This window comes from Metabacillus rhizosphaerae (genome assembly GCF_037201795.1).
Taxonomy (GTDB): domain Bacteria; phylum Bacillota; class Bacilli; order Bacillales; family Bacillaceae; genus Metabacillus; species Metabacillus rhizosphaerae.
Window position 1 is genome coordinate 4,444,619 of record NZ_CP147403.1, and the last position, 21,007, is coordinate 4,465,625.

Sequence of the window (21,007 nt, forward strand, 5' to 3'; positions counted from 1 at the left end):
GACCGGAGGTTTGCCGCTCGCTTCCTTCAGATTCTGCGTCACCACAGACACCCTTGCGTTAAGCTACTGCTACTTCTGCCTTCACAGTTCGGGACTTTCACCCTATAGACTGCACCCATGCTGGGCGCACTCAAAAAAAGGCTGACAAAAATTTGTCCAGCCTTTTTGAACTTTAATTTGGGGCAAATGCCTTAAATACTTCCTTTACTTTCGGAACAACATAATGGCTACCACCTTTTGCTTTTACATCCTCAATCATCATCGTAATTAAAAGCTGTGGATTCTCAGAATTAACTGCAACAAACCAGCCATTCTCCTGACCATCTAGATCCTCTTTTGACTGTTTAAGCTCAGCTGTACCTGTTTTTCCAGCTAATTTCTGTCCTTCTATATGTGGTCTATAGCCCGTACCATTGGGGTTTTGTACCACTTGTTCTAAATCATTAAACAAAAGATCTGTATGTTCTGGGGTAACAATTTTCTCTTTCCACACTGTTGTTTTTGCATCAGATTGTTTTTCTAAGTATGGTTTAATCATGTTTCCATTATTTATAAATGTTGTATATGCTGTCGCAATATGAAACGGACTCATCTGAATTTGCCCTTGACCGTAACCTGAATCAGCTAAAAGCTGTTCATTTGTAAGCCCATCACTTGCAATCGTTGATTTACTAATTGGGAACGGAAAATCAATCTCTTCCTCAAAGCCAAATTTCTTTAATCCGGTTGATAGTCCCTCTGCACCAATATCTAATGCTAATTGGGCAAAGAAAATATTATCTGAATAAATCATAGCATTTTCTAAGTTAACGGTTTCTACTTTACTAGATACACGCGTCACATAATAGTTTCCCCAGCTACTATCTTTTCGCCAAGTTAGACCTTTAATCACCTTTGTATTTTCCGGTTGAAGTTTTCCAGATTCCAAGCCAATAGCTGCTGTTAGCGGTTTAATTGAAGATCCTGGAGAATAGGTTTTGTTAAATCGAGCCATTAATGGATTAAGTGGATTAGTTGATAGGGCGTCATATTCTTCATTTGACATGCCGTAAATAAACTCATTTGGGTTATATGATGGACTGCTAACCATTGCTAATGTCTCACCAGTAATTGGGTGAATGGCAACTGCTGTTCCTGGTTCACCATTTAATTGTGCATAAATTGCCTTTTGAAGATCATTATTAATCGTAAGCTTTATATCTTCCCCGTTCACTGGCGCTTTCTCAGCAATAACCTTATCTGTTCCATCAACATAGATTTTATAACCTGTTTCACCCTTGAGGCGATCCTCATATACTTGCTCCAGACCTGCTTTTCCGACACTAGAGGTACTGCTATAACCTTTACCTTTTAACTCTTCAAGCTGTTCAGCTGTAATGCTTCCAATGTATCCAGTTAAATGTGCAGCTGCTTCTCCAAGTGGATAAACCCTTGAAGCGACATTTTTATTTTGCACTGATGGTAAAGCAATTAATTGGTTCAAAAGTATTTCATTAGTAGCGTCGATCTTTTTAATAGGAACAAATAATTCCGGATTGACCCATGATTGATTTAATTTTTCTTCAATCTCTGATACATCTAATTCTATTAATTTAGCAATGTTTGCAAGGACTTCAGGTTTGTTTTCAGGTAACTTTCCTGGAACAATGCCGATTTCATTTGCTACACCGTTAACTGCAAGTCCTTTATCATTCTGATCGAAAATTTGTCCCCTTGCAGCTGGTGAACTCGAAACTCTTACTTCTTCTCCTTCTTCTAGCTGGGGAAAAATCATCGATGGTGACCAAGTAATAAACCAGTTTTCACCGTCTTCCACTTTTTCTTTCTTTAATTTAACATCTTGCTCAAAAGAAACTTCTCCTGCTAGTGTTTCCATCTGTAGAGAGAATGGATACTCAACCTCTTCAAGATCACCTGGTTTTTCTTCCTCTTTTGGCTGCTTAAAAGTTACTTTTAGATTAGATGCTGAAACACCATCATAAATATCTTTGTAGCGACTGGTGAATTCTTCCTTTGTTATCGTTCCCTTCGTGCTCGTTGCCAGCATGTCATACATCTCAGAAAACTTTTGATCATTCCATAGTTCTATGTATTTAGAAAAACGGTCACCTGCTGTCGGAGTTTCTGAACAAGCACTTAGTGCCATCATCGAAAATAATAATAATAAACCAATCCAATATTTTTTCATCATCCACCCTCCACTTTACATATTGTACCAAGAAAGTATATCATAGTGATTTTAAATTAACAGAGATTCTGCCTAATTGTCTTCATAAAAAAAGGATTGACGAGTACGTCAACCTTCATAAGTTTTATCCAATAATAACTCTTTCCTTTGGAAAATGGTAATTATCTTTTCTTTCTTTTGTGCCTAATAAATATAAAAATGATAAAATCCCAATTCTACCAATGAACATTAATATCATAATCACTACTTTTCCTACTGTACTTAAATCAGTTGTAATTCCCATAGAAAGTCCAGTTGTTCCAAACGCTGAACATACCTCAAATAAAATTTCAGTCAATGAAAATGGTTCTGTGATTGTTAATATGACAACAGCGAAAAAACATATTAACATCGCCATCATTGTCACCACAACTGACTTCATTAAATCTTCTTCGTGTAACTCACGTTTAAAGATCTTAATTGATTTATTTCCTCTTGCAAAATGAAAAAGAAATAAAAGGTTTAAAGCAAAAGTTGTTGTCCGTATCCCACCACCTACTGAGCTTGGCGAGGCTCCAATAAACATTAATGCACAAATCACAAGTAAAGTTGGTTCAGTAAACATACTAACATCCATTGTAGCTAACCCAGCACTTCTAGTAGCTGTAGATTGAAACAACGAATAAAACAATGTTTCGTGCCATACCATCCCTTTATAAAAATAAGAATATTCTAAGCATGCAATAGCAATTGTTCCACCTATAACTAATGAGAAAAAAGTGATTGATGTAATCTTCGTAAATAAGGAAAATCGATATTTTTTATTTTTATTAAATAAGAAGTTCTTTACCTCGATTAATACTGGAAACCCAATTGCTCCAAGAATAATTAAAATGATAACGATAAATTGGATAAAATAATCGTCTGCAAATGGAATCATTGATTGTCCTGTAATATCGAAGCCGCCGTTCGTCGTCGCACTAACCGATGTGAAAATACCATGTAAAAACGCTTCCTGCCATGTTTCATAATAGTTCAGAAAATAGACTCCTAAAATGATCCCACCTGTTAATTCAATTAAAAGAATTAAACCGATGATTTGTCTAATCAAATTCACTATCCCAGATAAATTCGTCTGGTTTTGGTCTGTCATGATCAATTGTCGTTCTTTTAGGCCAATCTTCTTCCCCATGATTAGCCAGACAAAGGTACCGAGAGACATAACACCTATGCCCCCAAATTGTAGAACAAAAATCAATATGAAAATTCCAGGTACACTTAAAGTATCAGCCGTTGAAATAGAAGTAAGACCTGTTACACTAACTGCACTTACAGCCGTAAACAAGCCATCGATAAAAGTCCATTCCACCCCAGGCTTATGCGCTATAGGCAAGCTTAATAAAATAACTGAAACTGTAACAGCTATAAAATAATAAGACACGATTAATTGTACGGGTGTTAATGATTGCAAACGTAGCTTCCATTTGTTCATTTTCATTCATTCCTATCATAAAAACTGCTTTGACGTCATAACGACACCATAAAATATGTATGCCCTCTATCATAAAGAAAAAACGAACAAAATTAAAGTGCTTTTCAATAATACTTTAATTTTAGAAAATTGCATAGATTATGGAAAGTTCTTTTCACAAATTGAATTACTCGAGTCTATTACTTTATTTTATTTCCTATAAAAAATAAAAAAAGATGACTTATAAGTAACTACCACTTATAAATCACCCCTAAACGATTATTTTGCTTCAAGACGACTGATTCGATCATCCAAATCCGGATGTGTTGAAAATAATGACAATCCCTTTTTGCTATTAATTTTCAATGTTGATAGTGAAGCTTGGTCATCTCTTACACGCCCAGTATAGTGTTTTAATGAACGAAGAGCATGAATCATTTTGTCCTTACCAGCTAAGTCTGCTCCACCTCTATCTGCATGAAATTCACGATATCTTGAAAAGGCAAAAACAACAAGGCTTCCTAACACTGAAAATACCAACTGAAATATAATTACTGCAATAAAATGAACAATTGGCGCAATATCTTCTCTTACAAAACGAGTGACTAGCCAAGCTGCAATCCGAGCAAAAAAGACAACAAATGTATTGACGATCCCTTGTAATAAAGTCATTGTCACCATATCTCCATTAGCGATATGTGCCACCTCATGAGCAATAACACCCTCAATTGCAGCATCATCCATCTCATGTAATAATCCAGTTGAAACAGCGACAAGTGAACGACGTTTAGAAGGACCTGTAGCAAATGCATTTACTTCTGGTGACTGATAAATACCTACTTGAGGCATTTTGGTTAACCCTGCTGCTCTAGACAAACGATGAACTCTATCTACTAAGTCACGCTCAATTGATGAAAGAGATGCTGAAGGATCTATAACTTGGACCCTCATCATCATTTTTGCCATCCATCGAGACATTGCTAATGACATAAACGAACCTGTAAATCCAATTACTGCACTAAAAATTAGTAAGTTAACTAAATCAAGATTACCGTTCAACGTTTGATAGGGTGATACGTTTAATAAGGATAAAACAATACCTATTGTCGTTAAAACAAGAATATTTGATAAAAGAAAGAGAAAGATTCGTCTAGCCATTTTAACCTCCAGGTTTCAAGTTCATTTGAACTTATATTATAATTAAATTATAGAAACATATTCGTGGAATTGCAAGATTGAATACTTCCTTTACAAAAACTTTATTATTTATATTATTAACATCCATTTCTTGCTCATAATGGAAAAATCACTATAGTATGTTCTATAATTAGTATTTAAGATACAAGACTGAGGTGTCATGATGCCAATTCAATTAACTCGTAAACAAATGACAAATTTATTATATTCCTTAAAGGGAGAGTCAAACCAATCTCCTTCATTAATATTAGAACACGCAATAGGAGTTTCTCTTAGTAAAGAAATGCAAGTCCCAACCTTTCTGTTAAAAACGAATAAACGACGCAGTCACAATCAAGTATATGGCTTATCAACAAATGAAATTGTATCTCTTGCAAATTTATGTGAGCTTACATCTCTTAAGTCAACTTCAATTCAAAACTGGATTAAGCGTGATATCAAAGAATTGATCGGTACACCAGAGCTTGGTAAAAAATATTCAATTGAACAAGCCGCAATGCTATTAATTGTAAGAGATTTAAAAACAGTTTTTGATTTTGAAAAAATACGAAACCTTTTAACAATTGTATTTAATACCTTATCAGATCGAAGTGACGATTTAATTAGTCCAATCATCTTTTATGAAATTTATGCAACAGTTCTTGACTCTCTTGAAGCTTTACCCTCGTTATCACTAAATGATAAAACATTAGAGAAAAATATTGTTCATAAAATCAACACGATTCCAAAGAAGTTTTCAGAACTTCCAGCCCAGCAATGGGAGGCAATTAGAAATGTTTTAGTTATTACTGTCTTGTCTGTTTTAGCATCCCATTTGCAAACGAGAGCACAAGTTTATTTAAATGAAAAATCTTGATTTCTCTTCAGGCTAAACATTACCAGTATAGAAAATGGCCTTTTATGAAAAATTATGAATAAGGCTGACCTAAGTTATCCTTAATATTAAGTATTTAGGATTTAATCTATGCCAGCTTTATTAAGATTATTAAAAGGGGGGTAAAGAGTATGTCTAGAAGTAGTAATAAGTTACTTGTCCCAGGCATTGAACAAGCTCTGGATCAAATAAAATATGAAATTGCTCAAGAATTTGGTGTTCATTTAGGATCAGATACAGTTTCTCGCTCAAACGGATCCGTTGGTGGAGAAATTACAAAACGTTTAGTTGCACAAGCTCAAGCACAATTAAACGGTCAAAAAACTGAATAATTAAATGGCAAAAAGGCTGACATTTTGATCAGCCTTTTTACTATTTTATTAATAATGACCTCTTACTATTGGTAAGAAAATCAATCATCGTCATCGTCATTTTTGTTTCTATTATCTTTATTCCATTTGTTTAGATTTTCTTTTTCTTTATCACTTTTTCCTCTATTTTCTTTAGAGTTTCGATTGTCTTTTTCATCCCAGTTGTCCCAATCATCTCTATCTTCATAATAATCCCAATTGTTTCGATCGTGTCTATTTTCTTTATTGTTCATCTTTTGGTTTTCACGTTTTTTTTCTGCATTTTTCAGTGCATCTTTTTCCTGCTTGTGTACATTTTTATTAATGTCACTTAGTTTTTTTTCATTTTTATCATTGCTGTTACTAATACTTGAGTTTGAGTTCTCTTTTAACTTCTTTTTTGCATCTTCAAGCTTAACTTTTGTTTCTGATTCTAACTTTTCCTTTACCGCTTGGTTATTACCATTTGTATCTTCCGTTAAAGTTTCGTTGTCTGCTTTATTATTTAATGAGCTATTATCTGATTGTTCTTGTTTTTTTGCAGGCTCTTCTACCCTTTCTTTAGGGGCATTGGCTTTCTCTTTAAGCTCTATATACTTCCCAGTAGAAATCCCTTGATTCTGAGCCTTTTCTCTCGTTTCATTATCAGACTCAATCGTATTGACAACCATTTCCTCATCTTCATAAGAGGTACTAATATCATCAATCCCTGCTTCCAACTTGGTTTGAATAGCTTTATCTTCTTCATTAATTACTGTTGTTATCAAAATTTCCTTACCTGGATAAACGTAGCCCTCTACTTTAGATTCAGCTACAATAGCATCAACAATTTTATCAAAGGGTTTTTTTTCCCAATCAGGAAGCTTATCAATAAGCTTTTCTGCTTCTTCATTTAGAGGCACTAGGGAAATAACGTTTAATTGATTATCAATCCCAACTTCAAAGCTAGGATTAATATCAATCGACATATACGCATACACTTTATCATTATTAAAAGACGGTAAAAAACTTATCATAAAAATCATAATTGCTAACACAGATAAAGCGCCTACCCTAACTTTTCGAGAATTAAATAGGTCAATTAAACTTCTTTGTTTTATTTTAGAGGTTCTTGTAGCAGCCTCTTCACGTTCATCCATTAAAGGAAAAAAAGTAATTTCTTCCCCTATTTCATAGCTGCCCAATTTACTATTAGTTTTTAAGAATTGCCCATCTGGGGTGAGCAGTGTTACAAAGTCATCATTATACTCGACGACGACCCCTCTCTTCATGAATGTAGCACCCCTTTAATATAATCTTTTAAATAGAGGAAGTCCCCTGACAGAATGATGGCCATTGCAATAATATATTTTCTATTTCTTTCGATTGTCTTTCGACTTACTGCAACTTTTGCCTCAAGCTGTTTTACAGGAAGTTGTTTTTTTTGGAAAAGAAATTCCCTCAATTCGTCATCCTCTACTAATTTCGTTGCGACCACAATTGCATTTTGCCTTGCATCATAATGCTTTGGAGATTGTTCAACTATTTCAGCAAATGTTAATTTAAAATCTTTTAGGCAATGCTGAAAATAGGCAATTTCTTCCTTTCGGTGCTCTTGCTCAATCATTTTTGTATATTCATCAATTGATAAATCAGATTCAATTTTACTTTGAGAGAATTCTCCCTCTTCATGCTCATGAAGGTCTAGATTAATCGTATAAGGATTACGTACTTCCTTACGAATATAATCAATTACTTTACGCTTAATCACTAATTCAGCAAAAGCAAACAATGAACTTCCTTTATCTGTTGAATATTTTTCTATTGCATCATTAAATGCAATTAATCCTATACTAAATTCATCATCATTTTCGTTTATATATCGTTTACAAACAGAAGATACAGTTTTCGCAATAAATGGTTTATATTGTTCAATCAATTGGTTTTGTAAATCTCTGTCACCTTGTTGAATTAAAAGAACGGTATCTTCTAATGTACGTTTTTTCTTACTTAGTTTAAATAAAAGGCTAAGCATTGGAGGTTCACCTCTGTTTCCCCTATATTACTTTGTCTATAATAGCTAAATTACATAGGGATCGCAAAGGAAGAAATATGAAACTATCTTTTTGTTTTCTACAGATTAAAGACAATTGTTACAAATAACAGTACTTTATACCCACGAAAAACATGAGGACGATTTTCACGTACACGACATAAATTGAAAATCAAATATAATGATTGACGAAAAAAATGATCAATATATGTTCATTATATTCGTTAACTTTTTCGACAAGAAAACCTTATTTTCTCCTTATTTAAGCCATTTGTAAACCTCTAACCCTCCTTTAATCTTGATGACTTATTTCTTCTTTCACTACATTATTTCGATACAACTTTCCGTATTAAGGGTGCACAAAAAAATATTTTCCGAAAAAAATTAATATAAGTAATTAATCCTATGTTTTGTTACATATTTGACATAAAAAGTTGTCACTTTCAAGTATTTACTTATATTAAACCCCCATTTTTTATAATTTTTAGGTATGAATATTCCATAAAATCTAATTTTTAATACTTTCTTACAAAAAAAGACGTCTGATAATTTACTATCAAACGTCTTTAAATCACGTTATTGGTTTTCAACCCTTTTCATTAATTGTTGATCTGTCTCATCTTCAACGTTTACATCCTTCGATAAGAACCAACCGCCAATAGCAATTCCAGCAAGAACAATCCAGAAAATCAGTTTCCATGTTGCTGATTCAATAAAATGTTTAGACACTAGATCAATTTCTGGGTGTGCTAACGTATACAACGCTAGCTTAACTCCAACCCAACCTACAATGACAAAAGCTGCTGTTTCAAGATTTGGTTTTTTCTTTAGAAGTTTTACAAAGTACGTAGCAGCAAATCTCATAATGATAATTCCAATAATTCCTCCTGCTAGGATTATCAGGAATTGACCACCATCTAACCCACCAATGACAGGAAGATTAGTAGCTGGTAATGTTACAGCTAAAGCAACCGCCGCCAAAATAGAATCGACAGCAAATGCCAAATCAGCTAATTCTACTTTCAATACTGTTCCCCAGAAGCCAGACTCTTTTTTTACCTTTTTTTGATGCTCATGCTTTTTCAGTACAAATTTCTTTATTATATGATTGATCGAAATATAAAGTAGATAAACGGCACCAATTGCCTGAACCTGCCATACGTTTACTAAAAACGAAATTAAAAATAATGCACCAAATCGTAAAATAAACGCACCTGCAAGCCCATAAAACAATGCTTTTTTCCTTTTTTCATCTGGTAAATGCTTAACCATCACTGCCATAACAAGTGCATTATCAGCTGCTAATATGCCCTCAAGAGCGACAAGAACTAGTAATACCCAGCCATACTCAAACAATAATGTTACATCCATTTTTTCTCCTCCTATGCTTTAGGCTATTTTTCTTATACCCTGTGTTAGCAAAAGGACAACAAAAAAAGACCTTTGCCAACGTAGGCAAAGGTCTTGCTGAGCATGTATTACAAATCCGTTCATGCCAACAAAGCCGATGGAAGAAAATCCATGAAATGACGACTTTGTTTTCAGGTATTACCCTGAACGCTACTCCCCTTTGAAAGAAGAATATTAAGTTACTATTATAATATGTTGAAGTTGATACCTTTGTCAACAGATTTTTCTTTAGTTTATTTAAGGATGTTTTGATAAAAGCCTTACTTAGCCTAAGTTGAAGTGCACAAACCATTAGATAAGTGCCTTTATTAATTAGCAATGTTCTTGTTAATTAATTTTTTCCTTCTTATTGAAAGGAATTTATATAGTAGAAAAATGACTAAAACTCCAACTCCAATCGGTAGTATATAGGAATTAGCTAATTCTGCAACATCTTTCCATCTTTCTCCAAGCTTAAAACCTAAGTAAACATAAATAAATGTTATCGGAAACATCGCTAAAAAGGTATAGATTGAAAACACCCAAACATTCATTTTAGCCATACCACAAGGAATCGAAATTAATGTTCTTACACCTGGAAGAAATCTTGCGGTAAAAGCAACCATCGCTCCATTTCGTTCAAAAAATGTATCAGCATTAGCTAGTTTTTCTTCATTAATGAAAACAAACTTACCAAATTTCAATAAAAATGGTCTTCCTCCAAATCTTCCAACTGCATATAGAGTTAATGGACCAAAAGTGCCCCCGATTGTTCCTGCTAAAACAGTCCCCCATAAGGTCATATCTCCTTCAAATACCCAAAACCCTGCAAGAGGTAAAACAAGCTCTGCTGGCACAAATTCAATCGTTAATGCAAGCATAATTCCTAAATATGATAACTCTTTAAAATTTTCTATGATTGATAAAATGAACTCTTCCATAAATAATCACCTATTTTCATTCAATAAGTTCTACCGTCCTATATAATACACATATTCATTTATACAGACAACCATTTTTATGAAGGAACGAGGTTAAAACTGCACTAGGTCTGGCATTTTTAAAATTCCCTAGATGGGAACTTCTTTCATACTTCATATTCATTTTGTTAGGAGGAATTAATATGGATTGGCTCCAAGCAATTATTTTAGGAATCATTCAGGGATTAACGGAGTTTATACCAATTAGCAGTACAGGACACCTTTATATTGGACGAAAGCTTTTTGGTTTAGAGGAAGCAGGCATATACTTAGATACAATGCTTCACATTGGTACACTCATTGCCTTACTTGTTTTTTATAAGGACATTATAATTAAGCTGATTAAAAAACCATTTAGTCGAATAACAGCATTATTAGTAGTTGGTACAATTCCAGCTGTATTTGCTGGTGTATTGTTCAGTGACTTTTTTGATGAAATCTCAAAAACAGGTGTAACAATTGGTTGGGAATTTCTCGTAACTGGAATATTTTTATGGTTTGCTGACTCAATTAAAAATGGTGCAAAAAAGATAGACGACCTCTCTCTTTTTGACTCTTTTTTTATTGGGAGCTTTCAAGCATTTGCAATTTTCCCAGCTATATCCAGGTCTGGTATGACGATTGTTGGTGCGCTTATAAGAAAAATGGACAAAGAAGCTGCTGCTTATTTTTCCTTTTTACTTTCAATCCCCGCCATTTTTGGTGGAGTCATTTTTCAGCTGAAGGATGTAATGTCAGGGAACGTTCCACAAATTAGCCTGTTATCAATGCTTGTTGCAACCATTTCTTCTGCTTTTTTTGGATATATTGCAGTTAAATTTATGATTTCTTTTGTTAAGCGACAGTCCCTAAGAATTTTTGCGATTTATGTATGGGTACTTGGTGGATTCATTATTCTTTTGCAAAAAATAGCTATTTTTTAAAGTCAAAAGCATTTAGCTTTTGACTTTTTTTATTGGTATGTATTACTAGACATGAAAAGGTAAAAAGTTACTTATGCTATTTACAAAATGGGTATGTCGTATTCAAGCCAAATCAATGTATTAACTACCATGTTAGCAAAGCATTCCTAATATAGTGGATTGAACAGTGCAAGCTAATCAGCATTTTAAAATATACGATGGAAAGCAGGGAATTTTATGCATACGATGTGGAAAGGATCAATCAGTTTCGGCCTGGTAAACATACCAATAAAGCTTTATGCAGCAACTGAAGATAAAGATATCAAACTTAGAACCCTTCATAAAAAATGCCATACACCGATTCAGTATGAAAAAAAATGCCCTAACTGTGATGAAGAAATTTCGACTGAAGAAATTGTCAAGGGTTACGAATATGTAAAAGGGAAATATGTTGTTCTTTCGGATGAAGAACTTAAAGAACTAAAGGACGAGCATGAGGATAAAACTGTCGAAATCATTGATTTTGTAAAAATGGAAGAGATTGATCCCATCTACTTTAGTCGTTCTTATTTCATCGGACCAGGTGAAAACGGTGGAAAAGCATATGGATTATTACGTGAAGCATTAAATCAATCCGGTAAAATCGGTGTGGCACAAATAACAATCCGCTCCAAACAACAACTAGCAATGGTTCGTGTTTACGAGAATTGCATTGTTATGGAAACAGTCCATTATCCAGATGAAGTTAGAAATGTGAAAGAAGTTCCAAGTGTACCTGAGCAGGTCGAAGTTGGCAGTAAAGAGCTAGAAACCGCCATCATGTTAATTGATCAACTTACAACAACTTTTGACCCTGAAAAATATAAGGATGACTATCGACTTGCACTTCAAGAATTAATTGAAAGAAAAGTAAATCAGGATGAAGGCAAAACACCTACAGAAGCAGCACCAAGACAAAATGTAGTTGACTTGATGAGCGCACTACAGGCAAGTATTGAAAAAACAAAAAAACCACAAGGAAAAGCAAACCCTGCTAAACCAGCAAAGCCAAAGGCAACACAAGCTAAAGCTGCTGGTGATGAAGGTGGTCAGCCACTAGCACCAAGTCAAACAATTGCTAAGAAGACGAAAACAGTCCGTAAAAAGGCATAAGTTATCCACTTAAAACACGCTTAGAATACAGCATTTCCTGTCTCTAAGCGTGTTTACTCTACAAATTATATTTCACTCGTATTAGCTATTTCCTCAAGCTACTAACTAATTTAAAACTAGTACCAGCGGGTTGAAGACCGAATTAATTTAGAACATTTATAACTAGTCCTGTTACTGGAAAAGTTCCCAGGTCGGTCTATTATAAATTCTAAATCCCATTCAATCTTAGCTCATCTTCGTCACTTCATTGTAGCAAGCACAACTGTACCACCATTATCATCAGCTGGTATATTAATTGTTACTTCCTTATTGCTGTTTACTACATATTCTTTTTCATTGTATAAATCTCTAAGCTTAGTATTAGCGGGGAAGTCTACTACAAAAGTAGCTTGTTTTGCACTATCTGTTACATTTAATCCAACTAAAACCTGCTCTTCTTCATATTTTCTTTTAAATACTAAATAGTCTTCAGCATCTCCACCTGCTACTTTTTCACGAGTACCTTTTGAGAAAACTTTGGAATACTCAGCACGAATGTTTAGTAATGTTGAATAATGCTTGTGTAATGCCATTGCGTTTGGATCTTCAGTTTCAAGTAGCCCCCATGGCATATCATCACGATTTTGCCCAAATTGTAATACTGTTTCACCTTCTTTTTCCCAGTCTGATTTACCGGATCTACCTAATTCTTCTCCATAGTAAATAACTGGTTGACCCTTCGAGGTAATTTGTAATGCTGAAGCAACCTTTAATTTACCTACATCTCCATTCACGTATTCAGATAGAAAACCATTTTGGTCATGACTGCTTAAAAATTGACCTAATGTTGCTGTGTTATTAAGTTGGTTGTTGCGTTCTTGTAAATATGTTTCGACACTATCGATGCTTCCATCTACAAATGCTTTTGCTTTTTCTTTGAAATCAAAGTCAAGAAGAGAATCCATTTGACCAGTTCCTAAATATCCGCCATCATTAGCAACACTTGCCCCCCAATATTCTCCAATCATTTTGAAATCAGGATCGATGGCAGTTAAATCATTTTTCAATGCTTGCCAGGTTGCATCTTCAACATGCTTAACCGTGTCAATTCGGAAAAAATCAATTGTGTCGCCGCGATCTGTTCTTACTTTTTCAAGCCATGCTGTTTGCCAGTCGATTATTTTCGCACGGACCTCAGTATTTTCCGTTTTAAAATCTGGAAGATGATCAAGTTCACCTCTGACTGTTGGATCTTCATCGACCGTTCTGAACATACCTTGCAATTTAGCGACTTCCTCATCAGTAGGAAGATTGTCTGCATCAGCTTTCCACGCTTCATTCATTTTTCCATTCACACCATAACCCGCATGATTTACAACCACATCTAACATAATTTTCATGCCGCGGTCATGAGCCTTTTCAATTAACTCTTGAAATGTTTCAATATCACCTAAGTGCTCATCTAATGTTGTAAAGTCCTTTGCCCAATAGCCGTGATAGCCATATTGTTTTGCTTCTAGACCTTCTGCAGTTGTGAAATCGAGACCTTTGTTAAAGTCAATATTATCCACAATAGGTGTTATCCAAATTGTATTGATTCCTAGGTTATCGATATAGTCTAACTTGTCAATAATCCCTTGAAAATCACCACCATGATATGCTTCAGCATGGTTTCGATCATATTCGTTTGCGCCATTGTTAGAAGGATCTCCATCCTTAAAGCGGTCTGTTAGCATGAAATAAATTCGTGCTTCATCCCAATCAAAATCTAATTCATCACCAACAGTATTCTCTGGAATAATAGCTACCTTAATTGATTTTGTATGGTTGTTTCCATACTCATCAACTACTGTAACGTCGACTTCCTTCTCACCTGCTGATATTGTTTCGTTGACAGCAATTGATACAGCGCCTACTTCAGGGTCAATTTCAACCTTTTCCCGACCACCTAGTGGTTCTAGGTTTACAAACATTTCCTTAATGTTTACATTTTCATTTGATGAAGCTTTAACGGTAAGTACCGCATTTTCATCAGATGAAAATTCATTTGGCAAAACACTTGCTTCAACTGTTAGATCAGGGCGATTATAAGTGATGGTTGACTTTTCATTTTTAGTGTTTTTCGGGTCGGTAACCTCAGTTGTATTACCATCCTTTGTGACTAAGAAGCTATACTCATGTGTTCCTTCTGCTATGTCTTCAAGCTTATAAGAGAAGAATTCATCCTGTTCACTGTATTGCATTGTGAACTCTTTACCATCAATTTTAATTTTAACTTGATCAATTGTATGCATGCTCTCCCCTTGGAAGAGCTCTTCATCTCTGTAGTAGAATGTGACATTACCACCCTCTAAAACTGGACCTGTAACAGTCGGTACCACTGTTTGACCTGTAACACCTGTTACAACAGTTACTTTTGTAAGTATATCATCACGATTAATTTGCACATTATGATCATCACTGTCTGGTGATATCTTTGCTGTATTCCAATCCGTTCCTTTTCGTACTAAAAAACCTATTGATTCTGTCTCAGGAGCGATTTCCACATTTGCTATCGCTGTGTCACCTTTGATTGATTCAAAATCTATTTGATCATTCTTTACTCCTGTGTTCCAAACCCAGAGATTCCATGCCCCAAAATCACCAGTGAAATCTCCATTAGGCCTTATATATTTAATCCGTACATAACGTTTTACATTTTTTTTAATTGTCATCTCTAATATAGCAATTGCATTTTCAGATTGTGCCGTTATTGTAACAATCCCTGGTTTTATCCCTGAGACTTTTCCTGTATTATCAACCGTTGCGATCGTCTTATCCGATGATGTCCATGTTACCTTTGTCCCTAGCATGTCTTGTTGATATTGGTCTTTTACTAATGCAGACAGTTGTGCAGAATAGGTTTCAAAAACGGAATTATTCCCTGAAATTGTTATATGTTCGGGTGCTAAATTATCAACTATTACTTCTATTTCTTCGGTTATTTTACCTACTTTTGCAGTAATGGTCGATTTACCTTTTGTAATACCAGTTACTTTCCCATTTGTAACCGTCACAACTTTTTTATTTGAAGAAGACCATTTGATTTTTTCTCCTAGCATTACTCTCCCCCTCTGATCTTTGACATAAGCGGCCAAATACTTTGATTCATCTGGGTTTATTGCAAATGACTGAGGAGTGACTTCAATACTTGTTGCAACTGGCTTATATGCTGCTTCAGCTTGATCATATAGCACCATCATCGAAAGTCCTTCAACTGAAACTTTATTGCTATTTACTGTTCGAATCGTTTCAACTCCTGCTGCTGTATGATCTACAACGATATTCCATTCACGATTCGAAGGTAGTGACACTTCTTTCGCTGTTTTATTGGCATTGTAGATGACTACAATGTTCTTCCATGGATCATTGTTTGCATTATCCTTCAACTGATAGGCAACAATTTGTTCATTCTGTTTAAAAACGTCTAGATTTTTTTCAATCGCAGCTTTTGAATCTATTTTAAAAGCAGGGTGTGTTTTTCTTAACGTAATTAATCCTTGGTAATAATTAAAAACAGATTGATACTCATCTTTTAATGCCCAACGAATTTGATTAATTCGATCGGGGCTCTTATAGCTATTATGTTCACCGTACTTACTTCTGAGTATTTCCTCCCCTGCATGTAAAAAAGGAATCCCTTGAGACGTAAAGACAATACCATTTGCTAAAAGACTTCGCTTTACCCATTCATTTTTTAATGCATTTTCTTCTGTAATCACAGCATGTGGATCATAATTTTTATCATCATGATTTCCATCCATACCTGCGACCCGCATGAGCTTATCCCATAGATTTAAGTTATCGTGTGCGGTTACATAATTAATGCTTTCAGAAGAACGATTTGTAAAGTCATAGATCGAGCCTTGAAGACCTTTAACTAGTTCAGTTTCTTTATTAATTGCACCAGTGGCAAAACCAGTTCCATCCCCGTCGCTATCCCCTTTAATGGCCCCTCTAATGTGATCATTAAATACCGCGTAGCCTTGATCCTTTTGGGAGCCTTTCACGTTTTGTAATGCTTGGGGCAAGCTTGAAGTACCGCCAGTCCAAGGCTCTCCATAAATTAAAAAGTTTGGATCAATTTGATTTTTTAGTTCTTTTGTAATTTCTTGCATCGTTTGCTTATCGATTAACCCCATCAAATCAAATCTGTATCCATCAATCCCATATTCAGTTGCCCAATAATGAACAGAATCCTTAATGTATTTACGAACCATTGGTCTCTCAGACGCAACTTCATTTCCTGTACCTGAACCATTCGTGATTTTCCCATTCTCATCTGTACGATAATAGTAGCCAGGGACAATAGAATCAAATGGTGAACTACCTTTCAGCTGTGTCGATTCATTCATGTATGTATGGTTGTACACAACATCCATCACAACACGAATCCCTTGATCATGTAGAGATTGCACCATTTTCTTATACTCTTTAATTCTACTAGTTGGATCCTGTGGATCGGTTGAGTACGAGCCTTCTGGTACATTGAAGTGAACAGGGTCATACCCCCAATTAAATTTTGCATCTGGTGAGTTAGGGTTATTAACTGTTAATTCATTTACAGAGCCGAAGTCATATGTTGGTAGTAAGTGAACATAATTTACTCCCAATTCTTTTAAGGAATCTACACCTGTTTTTACACCGTTAGGTCCAGTTGTTCTCTTTTCAGTAAAGGCCAAATACTTCCCTTTATTTTTCATTCCAGATTGTTCGTCAATTGAAAAATCTCTTACATGTAATTCATAAAGTATCGCATCATTTGGTGAAGTAACTGGTGGTTTTTCTAATGGATCAAACCCTGCTGGATCTGTTTTGTCTAAATCAACGATCACTGCTCTTTGACCATTAGCAGAAGTCGCACGTGCATATGGATCAACTGCATAGTTTACTTTTCCATCTGCAAATTCTACTTTATACATATAATATTTGTTTTTAAGATTTCCCTTTACATGTAATGACCATACACCATTACTAGCTCTCGTCATATCTGTTTCTTTACCATCAGTATGATCGATTACAAATGCACCTTCATACTTTCCAGCATTTTCATAGATTGCTAGACTAACTTTTGTGGCTGTAGGTGCCCATAGCTTAAATGTCGTTTTTTTTGGCGAATATGAAAAACCCAAATCATCTCCTGCATAATAATAGCTTTCATCATTTAAAATCTCTCGCATTATGACTTTTGTTGGTTCTGAGTCTCCTATCTTTACTTCATAGATCTTCCTAACGTCTACTTTTTCCTCATCAGCTAAGGATAGTTTTACTTTTTTATCACTAATAGCCGTTGTTGTTGTTTTTACTATTTTATTAGTCTCTTTCTCAATTACTTTGAATGTTTTATCAGTTACTGCTTTATTTGTTGTCACTAAAATTTCAGTTAATGAATCCATTAATGCAGATTGAACTTTCACTGGTTCAGGAGATTCAATTGTAAAAACTGAGTTTCCATCTACTGTATTAGGATTTGCAGGATCTATAGTCGATTCATCCCAAGAACGATTGTTTTGTACGAATTTATATTGGTATTCTCCAGCTTCTAAGTGAGGGACCGTCACAGAAAAAAAGCCCTCCTTCTCTATCATTTCAATCGCTTTCGTAAGCTCCCAATCTACAAAATTACCAATGAGATATAATGCTTTTTCCCCATTACTTTCATAGTTAAATGTTACACTTCCATCTTCATTTATGACTGGGCTAGTGATTTTATGTGTATCATTCTCATTACTAACAGAATTCGAATCGATCGCTGTAGTGCTTGCAGAAAGAAAGCTCGAAAAAACCTGTAAAACCAATGTAATAATAACCAAATTAGATAACGCCTTCATTTTTAACTTTCTCAATCCACATAACCTCCCCATTGACTATAGTATTTTAGGAAATCGTTTGCACAATAAGTTAAATAAACAAGATTTCTGTATATAGAAATCTTATAAATTAATTTATGTAAGCGTTTCCACTAAATTCATTTTTAGAATATCACTTTCACAAATTTATCGCAATGGTACAATATACGGATTTTGAGACTATTAGCCCTACTTTTCATTCGTTAACCATTTTGCAGCCTCATACAATGATGGAAATTGAAAATCCGCTAATCCTTCATTATCTCCAATTAATATCGTTTTTGTTCCAGCCTGTCTTCCTGCTAATATGTCAACGTCACGATCACCAACCATGAAACTCTCCTTTAGAGAAACTTGATGCTTTTTTGCAAGTCTATGTAGCATTTCAGGTTCTGGTTTACGACAGGCACAACCAGCATGTGGCTTGTGTGGACAATAAATAATATCGTCAATTATCCCTCCGTACTCTGCGATATCATTTTTCATTTTTTCATGTACTTTAACAAGCATCACTTCCTTCATAAACCCTAGACCAATACCACCTTGATTAGTCACTACAAAAACTAAAAATCCAGCATCATTTAATAATTTAATCCCCTCTCCAACACCTTCAAGCAAAAACATTTGCTCTGGTTTATTAACAAATTTAACTCTTTTACTTAGCACTTCATTTATTACACCATCGCGATCAAGAAAAACAGCTCTATTCAAAATTCTAAACATCCTTTCATGATTCTTAATTAACTGCCCATATTATAAGTAAGACATTTGATGAAGGGAGATTTGATAGTGAAACCAATGCTACCAACTTTACATAGTGAAATCCCTAAAGGTGCTGATTGGGTATATGAGACAAAATACGATGGATTCCGTGCCATTCTTACCATCACTAATCAAACTTTTGACATAATAAGCAGGAACGAAAAGCCTTTAAATCATACATTTCCAGAAATCTTAGCAGAAATCCAACAACTTCATCAAAAGTTAGAACCTTTTTTACCACTTACGCTTGATGGTGAAATTGTTTATCTGACTTCAAAACATTTTTCTGATTTTGAACAATTGCAGATTAGAGGGAGGTTAAAAAACAAAGAGAAAATAAGTGAGGCTGCGACCCAATTTCCTTGTAGATATTTAGCTTTTGACCTACTTGAATTTAACGGTAAATCTATACAAAATGAACCGTTAGTAACAAGAAAGGAGCAGCTTCAAAAGCTTTTCAAGGCAGTGAACCTCAAACCGATCGTGGATCCCTCACTCTCCAATCTTTTACAGTATGTTCCATATACACCGCAATATACTGATTTATGGAAAGAAATGAGGCTTGATGATGGTGAAGGATTAATTGCAAAACAGTTAAAAAGCAAGTGGGAAAGTGGTGTCCGCACAAAACAATGGCTAAAGGTAAAAAATTATAAACATGCCAGTCTTTTTATTTCTGGTTATGATAAGCAAAATGGGTATTTTCATGTGGCTGTTTTAAAAAGTGAAGAAATTATTCAGGTTGGAGTTTTTTCTCACGGAATCTCTAGCGAAGAACGTGAAGCACTAATTAAGATTGTGAAGGAAAACAAACGCTCTGAAACACCAAGCTTTGTAGAGATTGATCCGGCTATTGTTGTTGAATTACAATTTTTATCTCTTTATAAGGAACAGTTGCGTGAGCCATCATTTAGTTCATTTCGATTTGATAAACACCCAGGAGAGTGCACATGGGATCAGCTTCTATTATCAACTGCACCTATTCATGAGGAAGTTATATTTACACACCCTGATAAACCACTTTGGGAAACAATGGACATAAAAAAAGAACAATTTTTAAGTTATCTTTATCAAATATCACCGCTTATGCTTCCTTTTTTAAAAAACCGTCTGTTAACCGTTATCCGCTTTCCACACGGGATGTTTGGTGAAGCTTTTTATCAAAAAAATCGACCAGATTATACGCCAAGCTTTATCAAAACAAAAAAGCATGAGGATATTGAATATATTATTTGCAATGATTTATCTACATTAATGTGGTTAGGCAATCAATTGGCATTTGAATATCATATCCCCTTTCAAACAATTGACACAGAATATCCAACAGAAATTGTATTTGATCTAGACCCACCTTCAAAGGAGTATTTTTCGCTTGCCATTAAAGCAGCAACAGAAATGAAAAAGATATTTGATCAATTTGGGTTAAAAACATTTCCTAAGCTTTCAGGTAACAAAGGATTACAAATTCATATCCCGCTATCAAAAAATTCGCTAAGTTATGATGAAACGAGAGTCTTTACTGCCTTCATTGCCGAGTTTTTAGTGACAAGCTTTCCAGATGATTTTACAATTGAACGCATGAAAAAAAATCGAGGTAATCGGTTGTATGTCGATTATATTCAACACGCAGAGGGGAAAACAATTATTGCACCCTATTCCCTACGTGGCAAAAAGGAAGGAGCCTACATTGCCGCTCCATTAGATTGGTCAGAAGTAAACGACAGCCTTTCTGTAGATCAATTTACGATCGAAAATGTACTAAAGCGAGCTAATACAATTGGATGTCCATTTCACGAATACTTTTCTTCCCCCCAAGATGAAACATTGCAAACATTAGTAAAGGGTCTAACTCCAACTTAATTAG

The 21,007-nt window shown here is 34.8% G+C and carries 14 protein-coding genes and 1 riboswitch; of the genes, 5 read left to right on the plus strand and 9 right to left on the minus strand.

Annotated features, from left to right (window positions below; genetic code table 11):
• Nucleotides 1-172: 172 nt before the first annotated feature.
• From WCV66_RS21585 to htpX, 3 genes are all read right to left on the minus strand, one after another.
• Complete coding sequence (locus WCV66_RS21585) at nt 173-2,188, minus strand: penicillin-binding transpeptidase domain-containing protein (RefSeq protein ID WP_338786796.1); 2,016 nt, start codon at nt 2,186-2,188, stop codon at nt 173-175.
• Nucleotides 2,189-2,312: 124 nt separating this feature from the next.
• Nucleotides 2,313-3,665: a TrkH family potassium uptake protein gene (locus WCV66_RS21590; RefSeq protein ID WP_338786797.1), complete on the minus strand. Its 1,353-nt coding sequence runs from the start codon at nt 3,663-3,665 to the stop codon at nt 2,313-2,315.
• 252 nt (nt 3,666-3,917) lie between these two features.
• Complete coding sequence (gene htpX, locus WCV66_RS21595; protein ID WP_066331106.1) at nt 3,918-4,796, minus strand: protease HtpX; 879 nt, start codon at nt 4,794-4,796, stop codon at nt 3,918-3,920.
• 199 nt (nt 4,797-4,995) lie between these two features.
• Between htpX and WCV66_RS21600 the strand changes: the two genes are divergently transcribed.
• Complete coding sequence (locus WCV66_RS21600) at nt 4,996-5,691, plus strand: DUF1836 domain-containing protein (protein ID WP_066331111.1); 696 nt, start codon at nt 4,996-4,998, stop codon at nt 5,689-5,691.
• A 149-nt stretch (nt 5,692-5,840) separates the two neighbouring features.
• Nucleotides 5,841-6,041, plus strand: a complete 201-nt coding sequence (locus tag WCV66_RS21605) for an alpha/beta-type small acid-soluble spore protein (protein WP_066331113.1) — start codon at nt 5,841-5,843, stop codon at nt 6,039-6,041.
• A gap of 80 nt (nt 6,042-6,121) precedes the next feature.
• Here the strand turns inward: WCV66_RS21605 and WCV66_RS21610 are convergent, their stop codons facing one another.
• The 4 genes from WCV66_RS21610 to WCV66_RS21625 all read right to left on the minus strand — a co-directional run bounded on the left by WCV66_RS21610 (nt 6,122) and on the right by WCV66_RS21625 (nt 10,421).
• Nucleotides 6,122-7,330, minus strand: a complete 1,209-nt coding sequence (locus tag WCV66_RS21610) for an anti-sigma factor domain-containing protein (protein ID WP_338786798.1) — start codon at nt 7,328-7,330, stop codon at nt 6,122-6,124.
• Entirely contained in the window at nt 7,327-8,073 is a 747-nt protein-coding gene (sigI, locus tag WCV66_RS21615) for an RNA polymerase sigma factor SigI (protein ID WP_185653085.1), read from the minus strand. The genes WCV66_RS21610 and sigI overlap by 4 nt, the downstream gene beginning before the upstream one ends.
• Before the next feature lie 594 nt (nt 8,074-8,667).
• The gene (locus tag WCV66_RS21620; RefSeq protein WP_066331120.1) at nt 8,668-9,462 is read right to left on the minus strand and encodes a TerC family protein; all 795 of its coding nucleotides are present in this window, start codon (nt 9,460-9,462) and stop codon (nt 8,668-8,670) included.
• A 99-nt stretch (nt 9,463-9,561) separates the two neighbouring features.
• A riboswitch (yybP-ykoY riboswitch) is annotated at nt 9,562-9,672 on the minus strand.
• A gap of 137 nt (nt 9,673-9,809) precedes the next feature.
• Entirely contained in the window at nt 9,810-10,421 is a 612-nt protein-coding gene (locus WCV66_RS21625; protein WP_338786799.1) for a DedA family protein, read from the minus strand.
• 182 nt (nt 10,422-10,603) lie between these two features.
• Between WCV66_RS21625 and WCV66_RS21630 the strand changes: the two genes are divergently transcribed.
• On the plus strand, nt 10,604-11,383 hold the full coding sequence (locus tag WCV66_RS21630) for an undecaprenyl-diphosphate phosphatase (RefSeq protein WP_185653084.1): 780 nt from the start codon (nt 10,604-10,606) through the stop codon (nt 11,381-11,383).
• A 216-nt stretch (nt 11,384-11,599) separates the two neighbouring features.
• Nucleotides 11,600-12,514, plus strand: coding sequence for a Ku protein (locus WCV66_RS21635; protein ID WP_066331129.1), 915 nt, complete (start codon nt 11,600-11,602; stop codon nt 12,512-12,514).
• 239 nt (nt 12,515-12,753) lie between these two features.
• Here WCV66_RS21635 and pulA read toward each other — a convergent pair whose 3' ends face one another.
• A complete protein-coding gene (gene pulA / locus WCV66_RS21640) occupies nt 12,754-18,378 on the minus strand; it encodes a type I pullulanase (RefSeq protein ID WP_338786800.1) in 5,625 nt (1,874 codons plus the stop codon).
• Nucleotides 18,379-18,570: 192 nt separating this feature from the next.
• Nucleotides 18,571-19,092 (minus strand): HAD family hydrolase, encoded by a 522-nt coding sequence (locus tag WCV66_RS21645; protein ID WP_338786801.1) that lies wholly within the window; start codon nt 19,090-19,092, stop codon nt 18,571-18,573.
• An 87-nt stretch (nt 19,093-19,179) separates the two neighbouring features.
• On the opposite strand from WCV66_RS21645, the gene WCV66_RS21650 reads away from it, so the two are divergent.
• On the plus strand, nt 19,180-21,003 hold the full coding sequence (locus tag WCV66_RS21650; protein WP_338789520.1) for a DNA ligase D: 1,824 nt from the start codon (nt 19,180-19,182) through the stop codon (nt 21,001-21,003).
• Nucleotides 21,004-21,007 lie beyond the last annotated feature (4 nt).